Below are 17,459 nucleotides of genomic sequence, written 5' to 3' on the forward strand. Positions count from 1 at the left end.
ACTGTTTTTATAGTGTAAGTGGGTAAATATATATGATAAATATTACGATATCTATTTATTTTTAAATTTATAAAAAAGAGTGGGTTGGTTAATTCATGACTTTTAACATAATGAATCATTTCATTAACAAATATTTATTGCCAATTAGATCGATGAACTTTGACAATGAGGACCAGTTACAACAATTTTTAACGCAGCGCGAGAGACTGAATGCACAAAAACATAAACAACCCGAAAGTTTAAATATAAAGTCTAATTTAGAAAAACAAACTTTTAACGATATGCAGGTGTTTAGGTTTAATTTTAGACATAATAGTAAGCAAAAAATTTTATATCTTCATGGCGGGTACAATGTATTACAACCGTCTGTTTTTCATTGGAGATTTATGGATAAACTAGCGTTAAGTTCGTTGCATGAAATTGTTATGCCTATTTATCCTAAGGCACCGACTTATAATGCTCAAGATACTTATAGTGCAATCAATGATTTATATCAACAACTGGTTTCTGAAGTAGGGGAAGGCAATATAGTTATTATGGGGGATGGCTCTGGTGGTAGCTTGGCACTTAGTTTTGTTCAACAATTGTATGTCGAAAACCTTTCAATGCCCCAAAAAATTTATTTATTATCTCCATTGTTGGATGCGGAATTGGAAAATGACCAAATTACTGAAACATTAATAAAAAAAGATAAGTTGATTCATGTTGAAGGCGTACGTAAAGTCATGAATGTATGGTCAGGCAACTGTGCACTGAAAGATGCGAAAATTTCACCGATAAATGGAAGCATCAATCACTTACCGCCTATTTACATGTTTGGTAGTACACAAGAAGTATATTATCCAGATATGTTGAAACTTGTAGAATTGGGGGAAACGCATCAACAACCCATTCATTTTTATCCATATAAAAAGATGATACATGGCTTTCCATTATATCCTATAAGACAATCACATAAAGCAGTAAGACAAATTGTGCAATCATTAAAAGTTTAAAGTTAAACAAATGCCGTCATTTAATAATGGCGGCATTTTTAACGTGTTACTTGGAAGCAACTAACGTATTGATAGAATCTATTATTAATTTCTGACCTTTTAATGTATATAAATAAGAAATAAACACTGCGAAATTGTCTTTCGGATTTTCCATTTGAGTGAACGTTGTTGTGGTATGCGTATAATCTTCTGATATACCTTGTGCATATTCCTCATAGTGCTTTAAAAAATCTGTTTCATCTTGATAAGCGTCTAATAGTGAATTAAGTGCATCTATCGTTTGTTTTTGGCCACGATAAAAACTAATGTTTAACCCTCTGTCAATGAGCTTGTTATCAGGACCGTTAATAACAAGGGCTTTACTCTGATTAAGTTCGCTCAAAGATACTTTAACTTCATCATGATAATCATAAAGTTGCGTACGGATCATATCTATTAATGACATTGGCATATGAATCACTCCTTATTTTGGTATACCAATACGATGGCCGAGTTGTTTAGGCCATTTTATAGTCGGTTGTTGTGCGTAGTAATGATCTAATTGTTGGTAATATTGTTTGGGGAAAGGACTTACTTTATTCGTATTGCTATCAATACCTAACATCATTGCTTCGTTAGTAGCGGCAAGCGTATCATTTTGCTTATACATAAATGCAAAAAAGTGTGCTCTTTTGACATCATAGTCATACAAATATAATTTTACTTTATATGTTTCATCGAGCTTTAATTCCTGAAGATAACTTGTTTGTTCTTCAGCTGTAAACATAGTGTAATTAAGTGTTGCTCTTTCTTTAAGCGACAAGCCATGTGCGTAATTAAATTGATTGATAATATCACTAAATATATGATTATAATGTGAATCATGCATGTGATTATTATGGTCAATCATGTCAGCTGAAACTTGCTGTGAGACTGTAAATACTGTAGTCATTGTCCTTTCAACTCCTGAATTTCTATTTATAAATTAGTACCATCTACAATTATATTACTAAATATAGTTTAAACATACATCTGTCACGATTCATGGTAAAATAAAGAAAAATAGTTGAGGAGGAAATTTTATGGGGCTGACGATAAATTATCAAACTGGCGACCATCCACTTCAACAAGTTGGTGATGAACAAGCCTTACCCGATGAGGCTGATTTCACATGGTATGATTACGAAAATCCGACATCATTAGAAAATCATCAATTACAAAATGATTTTAATTTTAATAAACTTGAAATTGATGATACAGTTAACGGTACACCAAGAGCAAAATATAAAAAATATGCTTCATATCAATATATTGTTGTTCATGGTATACGTGATGAAGATTACAGACCGACGGCAATTAACTTCTTTATAAAAGATAATGTGTTAATTACATATCACCATACACATGAACAAGCTATTAAAGATATTAATCATTCTTTATGTGAGCACACGACTGACCGTTTAACTGCCAACAGCGTCATGCTATATATTATAGATCAACTTGTAGATTATTATTTTGATTATATTTATGACATAGAAGAAAAAGTTTATGATTTTGAAGATAAACACGTGAATGATACTACAAGTAAAGTCATTATGGATGATGTGTTTAAATTGCGTTCGGATATTATAAAATTAAAGCGGATAGTCTTTCCGATGCATGAACTTATAGTTACACTTAAAGATAGTAAAACGCTATTTAATAGTCATAAAGACTATTTATATATTCAACATATTGAAGATCATATGATTAAACAAGAAAATAGTATTAAAACTTCTGACGAGATGACCAATGAAATAAGAGAGAATTATGAATCATATAGTTCTTATAAAATGAATAATATAATGCAAATATTGACGCTTGTATCTGTGATTTTTTCACCATTAGCGTTAATTACAGGCATTTACGGTATGAACTTTAAATATATGCCAGAATTAAATTGGCACTATAGTTATTTCGCCGTTTTAGTCATTATGTTAATTATTACCAGTATATGTATTTGGTACTTTAAAAAGAAAAAATGGTTTTAACTGTAACTTACAAAATTTAACAAGATGAAAGTAGGGGCAATAGTGAGCGATTCAAAGCGAGAACAAAGAAAGAATGACCATGTGGAAATAGCAATGGCACAAACAGATGCGCCACAGTCAGATTTTGATAAAATAAGGTTTGTACATCATTCCATTCCAGATATAGATGTCAGTGATGTAGATTTGAGTAGTCAATTAACTGATTTTACATTAGACTATCCTATTTATATTAATGCTATGACAGGTGGTAGTGAATGGACAAAAAATATAAATGAAAAGTTAGCAGTCATTGCACGTGAAACTGGTTTAGCAATGGCTGTAGGTTCTACACATGCTGCATTACGCAATGCCAATATGGCATCTTCATTTAGTATCGTGCGTGACACAAATCCTGAAGGTATTGTGTTTAGTAATGTCGGCGCCGATGTACCAGTCGATAAAGCTGAAGAAGCAGTAGAATTATTAGATGCACAAGCATTACAAGTTCACGTTAATTCTCCTCAAGAATTAGTTATGCCTGAGGGAAATAGAACATTTTCAACTTGGATGGAAAATTTAGCATTGATTGTAGAACGTGTACCTGTTCCTGTTATTGTTAAAGAAGTTGGTTTTGGTATGAGTAAAGAAACAATTCAAAGACTACAAGCTATCGGTGTGAGATACGTAGATGTCAGTGGTAAAGGCGGAACAAATTTCGTTGATATTGAAAATGAACGCCGTTCTTTAAAAGATATGAACTATTTATCATCTTGGGGCCAGTCTACTGTTGAATCATTATTAGAAAGTACTAAATTCCAGCAAGATATTAATGTATTAGCGAGTGGTGGCGTTAGGACACCTTTAGATGCAGTAAAATGTTTAGCATTAGGGGCGAATGCAGTAGGTATGTCGCGACCATTTTTAAATCATATTGAAAATTATGGCATAACTTCTACATTAGATTATGTCGAATCATTTATTGATCAAATGAAAAAAATTATGACGATGTTAAATGTTCGAACAATTGAAGAGTTAAAACAAACGCAAATTGTTTTTAGCCCAGACCTTATTTCATGGATGGAACAAAGAGGCTTAACAATTTAAAATTCATTAAAAAACGTTAGTAAGGAAGTCTATCTACTTCTTACTAACGTTTTTTACTTACATTACTTTAAAATATTAATAAATGATGTCACGATTGGCACACCCAATAAATCTATTAAAAAGGCACCTACAATAGGGACAACAAGATAGGCTTTCGGCGAAGCACCAAATTTTTTCGTGATAACGTCTAAGTTCGCCATTGCATTAGGTGTAGCACCTAAACCATGTCCAATAAAGCCGCCGATCATTACTGCAGCATCGTAATTTTTACCTAATCCTCGGAAGACGATAAAGACCGAGAATAAAACGATAAAGACGATTTGAACAAGAACGATAATAATAAGTGGTATAGCTAATTTATAAATGTCTGTTAAATTTATACTCATTAAGGCAATGGATAAAAATAGACTTAATGAAACGTCGCTAATTTTATCGACAATTTTCATATCAATTAATTGTAAATTACCGTATTCAGATATATTTCGAATAATAACAGCGACAAACATTGCGCCAACATACATTGGAATATTAATGCTTGTTAAGTCTGTAAATGTATTGCCGATATAACTGCCGATTGCCATACAAATAGCAACAATAGTAAATTGTAATAAAAAGACAGTTGTCGGTTCCATCTTCTTATGTAAATATTCGTTATAAGCAACAGTACTATAATCTTCTTTTGTACTCTCTGCTTGAGATGGCTTTAAATTATATTTGTTAATTAAGTATTTCACTACAGGACCACCAATGAGTCCACCTGCAACAAGGCCTAAAGTTGCTGCTGCTAATGCGGCTGTAAGAGCAGAATGATAACCAAGTTGTTGAATTGTTTGCCCATATGCCGCAGCGTTACCATGTCCACCTTCCATTGACATTGATCCAGCAGTAATACCTAATAAAGGTGGTATATTTAGTACCTTTGCTAATGAAACGCCGATAACGTTTTGTAGTGTAGCTAATATGCCACAGAAGATAAAATATAAAATAAGCACCTTGCCACCTAATTTTAATAATTTTAAAGATGCACCCAGTCCAATAGTAGTAAAGAATGCTAACATAAAGAAATTTTGAAAGAAATCAGAGTTCAGTTTGATTGTGACAATGCCGAAACTCTGTAAAATCGCAACTAAGATTGCGAATAATAAACCACCTATAACGGGTGCGGGGATACATAATTTCTTTAATATCGAGACATGATTCACAATATAGACACCAAGTAAGTACAAAACACTTGCTAGTGCCAGGGTTGTAATCGCATCTATATGTAACATAATACGTCCTCCTTTTTATATGTACGAGTAACCGCTTACAAAAACACCTAAAGGGCATTATATATGTTAGTAGACAGTAATTGCAATGACTAATATATAGTTTATATAAGGAGAATGATATTTAATTTTTTTACAGTTTAATTAGATGAGTTTGAATTGATGATTTTATATTCATTTTTAGTTACCATGTAATCACGAGTAAATAGATAGAGATAAGGGGTTATGTCATGGAAAATTCACTACGCAGTCAAAAGCAATATGGTGCATTGGCTTTATTACCGCTAGTAATATTTTTAGTGTTATATATTGGCGTAGGTATTACATTTACGATTATGGGCAAAAAAGATGCCTTTGACCAATTACCACGTCATGTTGCAGTGTTTATTGGTATAGTGATTGCATGGACTTGTTATGATCGCAAAACTAAGTTTGCAAAAAAAGTACAAATCTTTACGGAAAATGCTGGTAACTCTGGTATCGTTAATTTAGGACTTATTTTACTATTAGCAGGGGCATTTTCTACAGTTACATCCGATATGGGTGGTAAAGATGCTATGGTTAATATGGGACTATCTGTTATCCCACCGAGTTTATTAATTCCCGGTATATTTATAATGAGTGGTTTTGCTGCATTAACATTGGGAACATCAACAGGGGCTCAAGCGGCCTTCATTCCTGTAGGAGTTGCAGTAGCGCAAGCGGCAGATTTAAGTATAGCTGCAGCTGGTGCGGCAGTCATTGCAGGCGCATATTTTGGTGATAATTTATCCATTATTTCGGATACGACGATAGCTGCAACAAATGGCGTAGGCGCTAAAATGCGAGACAAATTTAAAATGAATGTGCTCATTGCCTTACCGGCAGCTATTTTAACGGCAGTCTGTTATGGCATTGTTGGTGGTACAGGCACAGTGAAAGGTGATTTAAGCTTTAACTTTATCAATATATTACCTTATTTATTTGTGTTAATTGCTGCGATTGCTGGATTAGACGTTATTTTAGTGTTAATTATAGGCATTTTAATGGCTGGTTTATTAGGCATTGTGCAAGGAAATATGGGCATTTTTCAATTTACAAAAGCTATTGGCGATGGCATGCAAAGCATGTTTTTAATTTTCTTAGTTGCCTTTTTAGTTTCAGGTTTAGTTGCTTTAATTCGTTATTATGGTGGTATCGATTGGATTATTCAAGCGATGAAAGCTAAAGCAAAAGGGCGTAAAAGTGCAGAATATGTAATAGGTTTTATGTCTGGTATTTTATCAGCAGCATTGTCACATAATACGTTAGCTATTATAATTTCAGCGCCTATAGCCAAAGAAATCGGTGACGAGTATAAAGTACCGCCAAAGAGAATGGCAAGTTTACTGGATATATTTGCGTGTAGTGCATTAATGGTGCTACCACATGATAGTGGTATGTTAATGGTTGAACAATACGGACATGTATCATATCTTGATGTGTTAAAATATTCATATTATCCTGTTATCTTTATTATATGCACATTAATTACAATACAATTTGGATTATTAGATAAGAATAAAGTAAAAAACTAATAAATTAAAAGGGTCTGGGACATCATATTGTCTTCAGGCTCTACTTTTATATGGTCAGTAGGTGACTGAATTGAAAATGTGCTTATATCAAATTGCTTTCAACGATAATCATCCTTATGGGGGTGGGACTACAAAATTTTCTTATAAAAATAAGATTTTTGTCACGCTCCCGTTTATCATTGCTATTATTATTTCCAAGTTTCATCTGGTGGGAGTATAGCAGATTTTTTTAGTCGTGAAACATAAGGATTTCCTTTAACAGTATAGCGTAAAGGTTTATGGGTCCATTCCCCTTTGTTAGGTATACCAATACGTCCGTCCTCATCTATGGCTCTCGGATATTTTCTATTTTTTGTATCGATTAGTAAATTGCCTTCGTTAAGTCTACTCCCGTCGATATGTCTTGGAATATTGAACGCCTTGGTCCACTTACCCGGACCATTAGTAATTTCATAACCCGTTTTGCCACGGCGGTAAACCATTGTCTCTATACCTTCTTCAGGTTCTACTGCTCGAATAAGTACACCTTCAGGTATGTCGGCTTGTTGCGTGACGAAATTAATTAATAAATGCGTATGCATCACGTGTGCATAAATTGTACCACCTTCTTTATATAAAGATGCTACTTTTGGCGTACGTTTACCATTAAAACCGTGTGCAGCTCTATCATCAAAGCCTAAATAAGCTTCTGTTTCGACGATATAACCTGTAAATGTTTGTTGTTCATCATGATAAATTACTTTAACGCCTAATAAATCTTTAGCAATCGTTATGGTATCACGTTGTAAAAAATCCACGTTTTGTATGCCTCCTAAAAATAAATGTGAAATATAGTAAATATAAACTTTAGTTAGTTTACAAATTATATATATATATTTGTAATAGTATGTTAAACTACATAATACATAAGTTGTAGAAATATTTCGTTCATACATATAGTTTACATTTAAAAAATGACATAATAAAGGAGTTGTATTAAAATGACGTCAAAAGTAGGTTTTGGTACAGCATACAAGTTATTTTGGAAAAACTACGTTAATTTTACTGGTCGCTCGAGAAGGAGTGAATACTGGTATACGTTATTATGGCATATCATTGTTTGTATTCCAGGTATTTTACTGTTAGTTGGGGGTATTATAGGTTTAATTATGGGCCTTATTGATAGTAATGCCAGTACATCAGGAGTAAGTATTTTGTGTCTAATGATAGGTTGGATTTATTTGGCAATTTACGGTTTAGCAACGATTATACCTAATTATGCATTGTTGATAAGAAGGTTTCATGATACGGGTCGTACGATGGTCGTGCCAATTATCTTGTTCGTGTTTTCAATCGTAATTAATGTTGTACCTTCAATTATTTCTGTACAATCATCTGATAACAATAGTTTAACTGGTTCAATTGTTGTATTAATTTTATATTTAGCATACTTTGTATTAACAATTTACCAAATTGTGGTAACCTGTCTTGATAGTCAACGTAAAAGTAATAAATATGGATTAAGTCCCAAATATCAAGGTACAGAAGCTAAAAATCATAGTGGAGTATCTTACGAGAATGATATAAATAACCCATATAATAATTTAAAGTAATAAGTCAATATGAAAAGCCAATCCTCTTTTTAATTCAGTGGATTGGCTTTTATATACTATGATTTTAATCTTTAGATCAGACAGTTAATTTTAATATTTAAATGTAGGATAACGTTGGGTGTTCTCTACCAAGTAAATCATGTAGTGACTTGTATTTATTAAATAAATGTTCATAAGCTTTAACTTTTTCTTGTTCGGGTTGTTTGCGGTATAAAACAGCTTGTTTCATATTTGCTACTGTAGTTTCTAAATCAGTATAAGCACCGCCAACATTAGCTCCTAGCATCGCAGCTCCTAATGCGGTTGCATTGCTAGAATCTAATACGACTACTTCTTTATTTAATACATTGGCATAAATATCAACAAGTAGATGACTTTTCTTTGGAATTCCTCCTGAAGCAAATACTGTATGTACTGGAATATTGTTATTTTCAAATTGTTGCATGATTAGTTTTGTACCAAATGCAGTCGCTTCTAAATGCGCACGATGTACCATAGCGAAAGGTGTTTGTAATGTTAAACCGAAAATACTACCCGTAAGTTGGCTATCACTTAAAATACTGCGATTACCATTGTGCCAATCTAACACTGTTACGTGTTGATCTTCGATTGCAATCTCTTGGGCTAAGTTTTCAAGGTGTTCTAATACGGATATGTTTTGCCTTTCAGCTTCATCAACGATTGCTTTAGGCGCTTGTTGTGCAGAATAATTAAATAAGTCTCCTACGGCTGCTTGACCGGCTTCATAAGCATACAGTTCCGGTATGATCGCATCTTTTACAGAGCCTGTAATAGCCGGGATTGGCGCTTGTTTAGCGTCTAACATTAGGTGACAAGTGCTAGTACCGATGACTGGCGTAAATTCACCTTGATGAATGGCGCCTACACCTAAAACACCAGAATGTGCATCTATAATATAAGGGGAAATTTGAACATTAGCCTTTAATCCCCATAATTGTTGATAGTACGCACTAAGAGAACCGGCGCTTTCTCCGATGTTGACTACTGGTGCTTCACATTTTTCTTTAACGATTTGTGGCAAGCCACTATCTACTGCAGCGAAAAAGTCATAGTTAAATCCTTCTTCTTCATTATAAAATCCTTTAAAACCAATACCACAATTAGAACGTAAATTTTTGTTTGTTAATAAGCTAACGAGATAGTCACCAGCCTCCATGATATATGAAGTAGCTTCTAAAATTTCAGGTGCTTGTTGTTTTACTTCTAATATCTTGGGAATCATCCATTCACAGTTTACACTATGACCATAATTATCTAACCAGTGTTTATTATATTGTGCACTAACTTCATTCATTAAATCAGCCTGTTCTTGCGCGCCATGGTGTTTCCATAATTTTACATAGGCATGTGGATTGTTTTCGTATTGAGATTTAGTATGTAATGGTTCAAAATTATCATCTAAAAAGACAATAGTACAACTTGTAAAATCAATACCAATGCCAATTACCTCATTTGAATCAACTTGGCTATCATTTAATACATGAGTTACACCTTGTTCAAGAATTTGTGTATAATCCTCGGCATGCTGTAAAAAATAATTTTGCGGTAATTTTTGACCGTTTAAGGATCCAGAAATTGTACCATGTGGGTATTCTTTAATATAACTTGATATTATAGCTCCGTTTGAAGTATCTACTAAAAATACTCTTCCAGAAGCTGTGCCATAATCTATGCCAATACTGTAACTCATATCGGGTGAATCCTCCTTATAATAGGTAATTATTTATGTTTGAATTAAAGATTGTAAATTAATGATAGTGCTTACATTTCATGCTGTAAAGTTGTACAACTCGTAAACTTACAGTAAACTGTTCTTTTGTTTACTTGAAAGTGCTATGATGTAATTAGTTTAAGCAGAAGAAATACATAATTATGGACAACAATAGTCTAAAAAGATTGATAAGGAGAAGATGTGTAATGACTCTGCGTATAGAAAACGTAACCAAGAAATATAAAGAGTTTAAAGCTGTAGATAATGTCTCTCTTACACTCGAAGAAGGTAACATGTTAGGCTTTCTTGGACGTAATGGAGCAGGCAAAACGACGACATTTAGAATGATTTTAGGCTTAACGCCCATCACTGAGGGACAAATAACTTATAAAGGTAAAAAGATTGATAAAAAACAATATGATTATGTAGGCTATTTACCTGAAGAACGTGGCTTGCACCCAAAGATGAAAGTGTATGATGAGTTGTTTTATTTGGCTACATTAAAAGGAATGAAGTCAAAAGATATAAAAAAAGCCATTGATTACTGGCTTAATAGATTTGATATTGTTCAAAATAGAGATAAAAAAATCGAAGCATTATCAAAAGGGAATCAACAAAAAATTCAATTGTTAGCAAGCATGATACATCAACCACAAGTATTAATTTTAGATGAACCTTTTAGTGGTTTGGATCCGGTCAATGTTGAATTATTAAAGTCTGCAGTAAAAGAATTAAACGATCAAGGTACGACGATTATTTATAGTTCACATAGAATGGAGCACGTTGAAGAACTATGTGATGATGTGTGTATTTTAAATAATGGTCAGTTAGTCGTGGCCGGTCAAATTGATGAAGTAAAAGCGAATCATGGTAATAAGAGTGTAATGATAGAAGCTACACATGAAATGCCAGAGTTAGAAACGATTAACGGCGTATTAAATGTGGAACGAAACAAACGCGAAATTAAGGTGACGATCGACAATGAAGCAATAGCCGAAAAGGTTTATGAAGTAGTCGTAAAGTATGGTTTTGTTAAGAGATTCCAAGTCGTTGAACCTTCTTTAAATGAAATCTTTATAGATAAAGTAGGTGATTATAATGGATAGATTTTTAGCTACTTTCGCACTTACTTATCGCAACAAGGTAAAAGCCAAATCATTTCTAATTTTCACGGGAATTGTTGTTATTTTAATCTTAGCAGCAGGTAATATTAATAAAATAATTGATTTATTTGATAATGGCGGAGATAAAATAGGTATTGTTGCGAATAATGATAAATTATATAAAGCAATTAAATCTCAAGAAAAGCAACTGAATGATGATGCTACCTATCAAAGAATGTCAGAAAGTAAAGCCAAAAAAGAAATAAAAGATAAAAAGCTAGACGAAGCTTATATTATAAGTTTAGCTGATAACAAATTAAACGGTAAAATTTTAAGTCATGATACGGTATCTGCACAAAAGCAACAAAAGTTTCAGACTATGTTGACGACAATGCAAACACAAATTACGGCATCTAATTTGAAATTAACACCATCAGAATTAAAGTCACTACAAGCGCAAAGTAAAGTGTCGACAGAAATGATATCTGATAATCAACACAATAATAATTTATCAGAGGCACAAAAAACGTTTAATATCATCGTTGTGTATGCCGGAATTATGTTGTTATTCTTTATTATTATCAATTATGCCAATCAAATAGCTATGGAAATTGCTACAGAAAAGACCTCTCGTGTTATCGAAATGATTATAACAAGTGTGTCACCAATGACGCACATTCTCGCTAAAATAGCAGGCATTATAGCCGTAGCATTAACACAAATAGTGATATTCATCATAGTTGCCATTATTTCTTATTTTGCATTTGATGTTAAAGAAATGTTCAAAGGCTTCGATGTGCATCCAGGTTCATTAACTACACAAATTATTATTGTAGGGATGATTAATTTAATCGTCGGTGTATTATCTTATGTATTTTTAGCAGCTATATTAGGTGCAATTACAGCTCGAATCGAAGACATTAATCAATCTATTATGCCAATGTCGTTGTTAGGCATGATTGGATTATATGTATCACTATATAGCGTTTGGAATCCAGATGCGTTAATCACAAAAATTACGAGCTTTATTCCAATGTTATCGCCTTTTATCATGTTTGTACGTTCATCATCTCCGAACGTCGAGGTATGGGAAATTGTAGTTAGTGTCATTATTTCGCTAATTACAGCAGTTGTTCTATTATGGGTAGCGATAAGAAGTTATAAAGATAGTATATTAAGTTTTGATAGAAGTGTAAAAGCTTCAATGAAACGGCTATTAAAACGGAGTTAATTATTTGTGTAAATTTACAATATGTATAGATTTACATTTAGTAAAATTGTTACAATGTAAGTTATAAATATTAGAGTTATAAACAAAATGAGAACATACAGGCATACCCCAACAAGTTTATAATTGCTTGTATGTTTTTTTAAATTGATTGATGTTTGAACAAGGGAACAGTAATTAGCACTATCGACAATGAAATAGTTGACTTACGCAGAATTGATATAGTAAATCATTTTAGTATTTTGATATATCAATTAGCATTTCATCGGCAATATTGTTGTGTTAACAAAATTATTTGTTGATGAAGATGTTTAGTGGGAAAGGGAGTATTTGACATGTTTGCAAAAGTAGAAAAACAGCGTAACGGTATTGAATTAATAAAAATCGACAATCAAGAAACAACAATAGCATTTTCAAATTTTGGTGCGCGTATTATTTCATGGAAATATGATGATAACAGTATTGTATTAGGTAATATTGTTGAAGCGGATGAATTTTATCAAGAGAATCCGTTTAAATTTGGAGCAACGATAGGACGTTACAGTGGCAGAATTGCAAATGCTACTTTTGAGTTAGATGGAAAAACTTATACTTTAGCTCAGAATGATGGCACAAATAATATTCATGGTGGACCTTATGGCCTTGATACTAAATTTTTTGATTATGAAATCCATGAACAAGTGGGGCAAGTCAAAATCATTTTTACGACGACAATTAATAGTGAGGACGATCATTTCCCGGGGAATATTGATTTGAAAGTAACACATACATATAATGTTGAGCATAAGTGGACTGTTGAATACGAAGCTGTTGCTACTGAGAAAACACTATTTAACCCGATGAATCATGTTTATTTTAATTTGAATAGAGACAACAATATTATCGATAATCATTATATTAGTAGTGACAAATTAGCATTGTATCCTTTGGGCGAAGATAATTTAGTAAGTAGTTTAGAAACCATCGATTTAAAAGCATGTTTTGACAATGACAAAATTAAATTTAAAGATATATTTGAGACAACACACCCTATGTTACAACAACAAATGACACGCTATAATGGTTTAGATCATCCTTTTGACATTCATGATGGTCAAATGACGATCGAAAATAAGCACTTTTTATTAAAGGTAGAAACGGATATGCCGAACGTTGTTATTTTTACATTTAATGACACTTCAAGTTGGCAAAGTAATTTTAATATTTATAAGCCGCATTCGGGATTTACACTAGAAACACAATGTATTCCTAATGACATCAACTTGAAAGGTGAAAATGCCCAATCTATCATAGAAGCAAACCAACCTTTCTACTCTAAAACATCTTATAAGATTTTTGAAAAAGAAGTATAAAAAAGTATGGGCCTGCGACATCATGTCTTCAGGCTCTTTTTTATAGAGGCAGTAGATGACTGAATTGAAAATGCACTTGTATCAAGCTACTTTCAATGCTAGTCATCTTTATCGGAGAGGAGGACAAAAGTTTCTTTTAAAATTAAGATTTTTGTCCCATTCCTATACTTTTTAATTGTTATTGCGCGCGTGTTAGTAAACGCTGAAGCTTCTCTTTTCTGTTACTTGTAAGATAAGGGTTTTGGAGTGCATAACTTAGGCGTGAAGCATTTTTACGGTCATTGTAATAAACATCATTAAGTTCATAAACTGATAGTTGCGTATCTTTGTCTGCGGTTTTTATTAATTTAAGATGGTCATCGCTTGATACATATCCCTCTTTTATAACTCGAAAATAAAAGCCTGTTTTGCCTGAGGTAGACATCCGTTTAACTAAGTCGGGAATTTGATATTTCGCTTGTATTTTCCAACAAGGTTCTCTTATTTCAGATATTTCAATAATTGCGTCACCTAATTGATATTGATTGCCAAAATAAGCTTCGCGTTCATCTAAATTAGCAACCGTAAGATTTTCGCCAAACATAGCATAAGTAGGAAGTTCAACAACATCATCTTGCCACATCGTATAATTTGATTTACTAAATAAACAGACAGCTTTATCAGGTCCACCATGATCTTTATACTCTTGTTCATCTTGTGTAAAACCAGTTAGTGATAGCCACATTGAACCACTAAAAGGTGTTTTGTTAAGCGCAGAACGCATTGGTCTTTTGCTACTGTAGTTTAAGTCTTCAATTTTACCTGTAGATATTGCTTCGACTTCATAAATCATTATTTGCCCTTCTTTCCCAAGTTTATGCTAATTATATATGAAATATAATAATTATTGAAGCGTAGAAGTTGGTGATTAGGGGTGACTATTACTTTATTATTAAGTTAAAGAAGGACTTTAGCTATATATTTTTATCATTCTAATGTACAATAAAGATATTACTACTATAGTCATAAAGGGGCAGCATTATGGATAAGAAACAGTTAAAAATAAGTACATTTGACGATGCATTGCAACAAGTAAAAGACGGTATGGTTATTGGAATCGGATCAGGTTCTACGATTGAATTACTAATTCCACAATTAGCAGAAAAAGTTACAACTGAGCAACTCGATATAACGGGTGTATGTACTTCAAATAAAACAGCTTACATAGCCAAAAAGCATGGCATTAAAGTAATAGAAATTAACGATGTTACTAATATTGATCTCGCAATTGACGGTGCAGACGAAGTTGATACAGACTTAAACCTCATTAAAGGTGGCGGAGGTGCATTATTTAGAGAAAAAGTTATAGATGCCATGGCAAATAAATTTGTTGTACTAGCGGATGAATCTAAAATGGTAAGTTATTTAGGTGAAACCTTTAAACTACCTGTCGAGGTAGATAAATTCAATTGGTTACTCGTAGCAAGAAAAATCGAAGCATACGATAATCTTGAGGTAACACGTCGCATGGCAGATGATGTGCCGTTTATTACAGATAATGGTAATTATATATTGGATGTAGTATTACATAGTGGCATTAACCCAGCTGAATTTCACGAATATTTAATTCATTTAATAGGCGTATTAGAAACTGGGTACTTTATCGATATAGCAGACCAAGCAATTGTAGGTACGCAAGATGGGGTACAAATTTTTAATAAAACAAACTAAAAAAGGGAGCCGGAGAAAAATCTTATTTTTATAAGATAATTTTGTAGTCCCGCCCTGGCAAGGGTTGACTAGAATTGAAAACAGCTTGACATAAGCTAATTTTAATTCAGTCATATACTGCCCATATAAAATAAGAGCCTGTGGACAATTAAGTCCCAGGCTCTTATTATACTATCTTCTATGACGTTTTTTGAGTTTTGTAAGGAACGATGTACGGTGATAGTCATTCGTAGCATCATTTTTACGCTCATTGCTTTGTTTACTGTCGTGTGTTTCGTCTGATTCTGCAATGTTTTGAGAAGATTGTTCGTCATTAGTGACATGCTTTGAAGAAGTTGTCGTTTCAGTATCATTAGCCACATTGTGCGCTAAATTTGAATGTCTATCGGCTTCAGATTCATGGTATTCACGATCAGAGTATGAATGCGTTTTTGTTTCATTTGTTGTTTCAAGGTCGTCGTTTTCTGCTGATTCTACTTGATGATGTTTTAAATCATTGTTGTGCGTAATAGGTGCATCTTCAGTGACTAGTGTATCGCCGCTGCTCGTACTATCTTCAGTTACTGGTGTATCGTCATTGTTCGTACTATCTTCAGTAACTGGTGTATCGTCATGAAGTGTTGTATTTTCCATGAGTGGTCTGTCATCGCTGTCACTCATTTGATGAGTTTCATTCGCGCCAGTGTTAGTTGTTGGAGTATCTTCAGTAACGGCTCGTTCATCAACAGCTGTCGTAGCAGTTGCCACAGTTTCTTCATTGTGAAGTGCGTTAGTTGACTCATTATGTTCATTAAACGTAGCTATTTCGTCTTCATCATTAAGATGATCCATGTAGTTATTATCTTCAATTTCATCAAAGTTGCGTCTTGTAAAGAAGTAAAGAATCGCTCTAATAATCATACTTAATATTAAATAAACAAGTCCAACTGCAACAGTTGAATACGCTATAATCTTCATTGCAAAGGTATTACCCAATTCTTCATTAAATAAGAAGACAAGACCAAATGACATAATAAAATGAAAGGCCGTTGCAATATAAATTGTACGTCCTCTCATGCCACGAATGAGTTCGCCAACAATTATAGAAAATGCAAAACCATATAAGAAGCTATATATTCCATAAGTTAAACCGAAACTAAGATTCACATTCCATAGCGCATATAAAAAACCAACTATAATAGATGCGAATAAATTATATACACGGTTTTCCACTATATTTTGTAAATATGAACGGAATGCAAATTCTATTAAAAATGCCATAATCAGCTGACCAATAATTACTGTAATGATTGACACTGATAAATCTTCAGCTTGTAATAAGATAAAACTATCTGCAAATACATTAAAGCTAGTCATTGCTACAATAAAAATCACTAATGGAATAATTAATGCTAATAAAATTCTAACAATTGTATCTAGCCCCAATGTGAATTTTAAACCACTTAATTGGATTCTTCTGCTTCCAAATATAATTAGACATATAAATACTGCAACAAAAGGTGCAATAAAACTCAAGTCAAAAACGAAAGATTTATACGGCACTCTGCCTTGAAAATCTTTAAGTATCGTAGGTAATGCATAGGAAATGATATAAAAGATGAAAATCATCATTGCCCATCTAAAACCAGGAATACGTTGCTTATCCATTTACGTAACCTCCATCTAGGTTTTAAATATTTCATTCGCACCTAATTATACATTTTACATATGTAGAAATAAATTAAATATAGTAAATATCATTGAATTGTAATAGTATAGGGTTAAATTTCACTAAAATTGAGATAGTAAATTGTTATGACCTAATTATTTAATTAATATAGGGGTAATAAAG

General features: G+C 32.9%; 16 protein-coding genes. 9 read left to right on the forward strand and 7 right to left on the reverse strand.

All coding sequences use genetic code 11. The annotated features are described in order from the left end of the window. Window positions 1-95 precede the first annotated feature (95 nt). Window positions 96-995, forward strand: a complete 900-nt coding sequence (locus RPL90_RS02025; RefSeq protein ID WP_313542111.1) for an alpha/beta hydrolase — start codon at window positions 96-98, stop codon at window positions 993-995. 46 nt (window positions 996-1,041) lie between these two features. Here RPL90_RS02025 and RPL90_RS02030 read toward each other — a convergent pair whose 3' ends face one another. Then, the gene (locus tag RPL90_RS02030; RefSeq protein ID WP_313542114.1) at window positions 1,042-1,446 is read right to left on the reverse strand and encodes a hypothetical protein; all 405 of its coding nucleotides are present in this window, start codon (window positions 1,444-1,446) and stop codon (window positions 1,042-1,044) included. A 12-nt stretch (window positions 1,447-1,458) separates the two neighbouring features. Further along, window positions 1,459-1,926, reverse strand: coding sequence for a thioesterase family protein (locus RPL90_RS02035; RefSeq protein WP_313542117.1), 468 nt, complete (start codon window positions 1,924-1,926; stop codon window positions 1,459-1,461). 130 nt (window positions 1,927-2,056) lie between these two features. Between RPL90_RS02035 and corA the strand changes: the two genes are divergently transcribed. Together corA and fni are read left to right on the forward strand one after the other, a co-directional pair. Continuing rightward, window positions 2,057-3,004 carry a magnesium/cobalt transporter CorA gene (gene corA, locus RPL90_RS02040; protein ID WP_313542120.1) on the forward strand — a complete coding sequence of 316 codons (948 nt, stop codon included), beginning with the start codon at window positions 2,057-2,059 and terminating at the stop codon, window positions 3,002-3,004. Between the two features lie 42 nt (window positions 3,005-3,046). Continuing rightward, window positions 3,047-4,087, forward strand: a complete 1,041-nt coding sequence (gene fni, locus RPL90_RS02045; RefSeq protein WP_313542123.1) for a type 2 isopentenyl-diphosphate Delta-isomerase — start codon at window positions 3,047-3,049, stop codon at window positions 4,085-4,087. Between the two features lie 62 nt (window positions 4,088-4,149). On the opposite strand, the gene gltS is transcribed toward fni, so the two are convergent. After that, complete coding sequence (gene gltS, locus RPL90_RS02050; protein ID WP_313542126.1) at window positions 4,150-5,358, reverse strand: sodium/glutamate symporter; 1,209 nt, start codon at window positions 5,356-5,358, stop codon at window positions 4,150-4,152. Between the two features lie 227 nt (window positions 5,359-5,585). On the opposite strand from gltS, the gene RPL90_RS02055 reads away from it, so the two are divergent. Continuing rightward, on the forward strand, window positions 5,586-6,911 hold the full coding sequence (locus RPL90_RS02055; protein WP_313542129.1) for a Na+/H+ antiporter NhaC family protein: 1,326 nt from the start codon (window positions 5,586-5,588) through the stop codon (window positions 6,909-6,911). Between the two features lie 188 nt (window positions 6,912-7,099). On the opposite strand, the gene RPL90_RS02060 is transcribed toward RPL90_RS02055, so the two are convergent. Next, window positions 7,100-7,708, reverse strand: coding sequence for a DNA-3-methyladenine glycosylase (locus RPL90_RS02060; protein ID WP_313542132.1), 609 nt, complete (start codon window positions 7,706-7,708; stop codon window positions 7,100-7,102). 183 nt (window positions 7,709-7,891) lie between these two features. On the opposite strand from RPL90_RS02060, the gene RPL90_RS02065 reads away from it, so the two are divergent. Continuing rightward, window positions 7,892-8,503 carry a DUF805 domain-containing protein gene (locus tag RPL90_RS02065; RefSeq protein WP_313542135.1) on the forward strand — a complete coding sequence of 204 codons (612 nt, stop codon included), beginning with the start codon at window positions 7,892-7,894 and terminating at the stop codon, window positions 8,501-8,503. A gap of 97 nt (window positions 8,504-8,600) precedes the next feature. On the opposite strand, the gene RPL90_RS02070 is transcribed toward RPL90_RS02065, so the two are convergent. Continuing rightward, a complete protein-coding gene (locus tag RPL90_RS02070) occupies window positions 8,601-10,214 on the reverse strand; it encodes a ribulokinase (protein ID WP_313542138.1) in 1,614 nt (537 codons plus the stop codon). A 227-nt stretch (window positions 10,215-10,441) separates the two neighbouring features. Between RPL90_RS02070 and RPL90_RS02075 the strand changes: the two genes are divergently transcribed. From RPL90_RS02075 to RPL90_RS02085, 3 genes are all read left to right on the forward strand, one after another. Further along, entirely contained in the window at window positions 10,442-11,341 is a 900-nt protein-coding gene (locus RPL90_RS02075; protein ID WP_313542141.1) for an ABC transporter ATP-binding protein, read from the forward strand. After that, window positions 11,334-12,569, forward strand: coding sequence for an ABC transporter permease (locus RPL90_RS02080; protein ID WP_313542144.1), 1,236 nt, complete (start codon window positions 11,334-11,336; stop codon window positions 12,567-12,569). The genes RPL90_RS02075 and RPL90_RS02080 overlap by 8 nt, the downstream gene beginning before the upstream one ends. A gap of 332 nt (window positions 12,570-12,901) precedes the next feature. Continuing rightward, the gene (locus RPL90_RS02085; RefSeq protein ID WP_313542147.1) at window positions 12,902-13,918 is read left to right on the forward strand and encodes an aldose epimerase family protein; all 1,017 of its coding nucleotides are present in this window, start codon (window positions 12,902-12,904) and stop codon (window positions 13,916-13,918) included. Window positions 13,919-14,096: 178 nt separating this feature from the next. On the opposite strand, the gene RPL90_RS02090 is transcribed toward RPL90_RS02085, so the two are convergent. After that, window positions 14,097-14,750 (reverse strand): MOSC domain-containing protein, encoded by a 654-nt coding sequence (locus RPL90_RS02090; RefSeq protein ID WP_398573845.1) that lies wholly within the window; start codon window positions 14,748-14,750, stop codon window positions 14,097-14,099. 185 nt (window positions 14,751-14,935) lie between these two features. Between RPL90_RS02090 and RPL90_RS02095 the strand changes: the two genes are divergently transcribed. Then, complete coding sequence (locus RPL90_RS02095) at window positions 14,936-15,628, forward strand: ribose 5-phosphate isomerase A (protein WP_313542276.1); 693 nt, start codon at window positions 14,936-14,938, stop codon at window positions 15,626-15,628. Between the two features lie 171 nt (window positions 15,629-15,799). Here RPL90_RS02095 and sdpC read toward each other — a convergent pair whose 3' ends face one another. Beyond that, a complete protein-coding gene (gene sdpC, locus RPL90_RS02100) occupies window positions 15,800-17,275 on the reverse strand; it encodes a peptidoglycan release complex CPBP-like subunit SdpC (protein WP_313542150.1) in 1,476 nt (491 codons plus the stop codon). Window positions 17,276-17,459 lie beyond the last annotated feature (184 nt).

Source organism: Staphylococcus kloosii, assembly GCF_032139365.1.
GTDB classification, from domain to species: domain Bacteria; phylum Bacillota; class Bacilli; order Staphylococcales; family Staphylococcaceae; genus Staphylococcus; species Staphylococcus kloosii_A.

What these genes read in the sequence shown, in the direction of transcription:
- RPL90_RS02025 (WP_313542111.1), top strand. Translation starts at nt 96, where the DNA reads ATGACTTTTAACATAATGAATCATTTCATTAACAAATATTTATTGCCA.
- RPL90_RS02065 (WP_313542135.1), top strand. Translation starts at nt 7,892, where the DNA reads ATGACGTCAAAAGTAGGTTTTGGTACAGCATACAAGTTATTTTGGAAA.
- corA (WP_313542120.1), top strand. Translation starts at nt 2,057, where the DNA reads ATGGGGCTGACGATAAATTATCAAACTGGCGACCATCCACTTCAACAA.
- gltS (WP_313542126.1), bottom strand. Translation starts at nt 5,358, where the DNA reads ATGTTACATATAGATGCGATTACAACCCTGGCACTAGCAAGTGTTTTG.
- RPL90_RS02070 (WP_313542138.1), bottom strand. Translation starts at nt 10,214, where the DNA reads ATGAGTTACAGTATTGGCATAGATTATGGCACAGCTTCTGGAAGAGTA.
- RPL90_RS02035 (WP_313542117.1), bottom strand. Translation starts at nt 1,926, where the DNA reads ATGACTACAGTATTTACAGTCTCACAGCAAGTTTCAGCTGACATGATT.
- RPL90_RS02055 (WP_313542129.1), top strand. Translation starts at nt 5,586, where the DNA reads ATGGAAAATTCACTACGCAGTCAAAAGCAATATGGTGCATTGGCTTTA.
- RPL90_RS02090 (WP_398573845.1), bottom strand. Translation starts at nt 14,750, where the DNA reads ATGATTTATGAAGTCGAAGCAATATCTACAGGTAAAATTGAAGACTTA.
- sdpC (WP_313542150.1), bottom strand. Translation starts at nt 17,275, where the DNA reads ATGGATAAGCAACGTATTCCTGGTTTTAGATGGGCAATGATGATTTTC.
- RPL90_RS02085 (WP_313542147.1), top strand. Translation starts at nt 12,902, where the DNA reads ATGTTTGCAAAAGTAGAAAAACAGCGTAACGGTATTGAATTAATAAAA.
- RPL90_RS02075 (WP_313542141.1), top strand. Translation starts at nt 10,442, where the DNA reads ATGACTCTGCGTATAGAAAACGTAACCAAGAAATATAAAGAGTTTAAA.
- RPL90_RS02080 (WP_313542144.1), top strand. Translation starts at nt 11,334, where the DNA reads ATGGATAGATTTTTAGCTACTTTCGCACTTACTTATCGCAACAAGGTA.
- RPL90_RS02030 (WP_313542114.1), bottom strand. Translation starts at nt 1,446, where the DNA reads ATGCCAATGTCATTAATAGATATGATCCGTACGCAACTTTATGATTAT.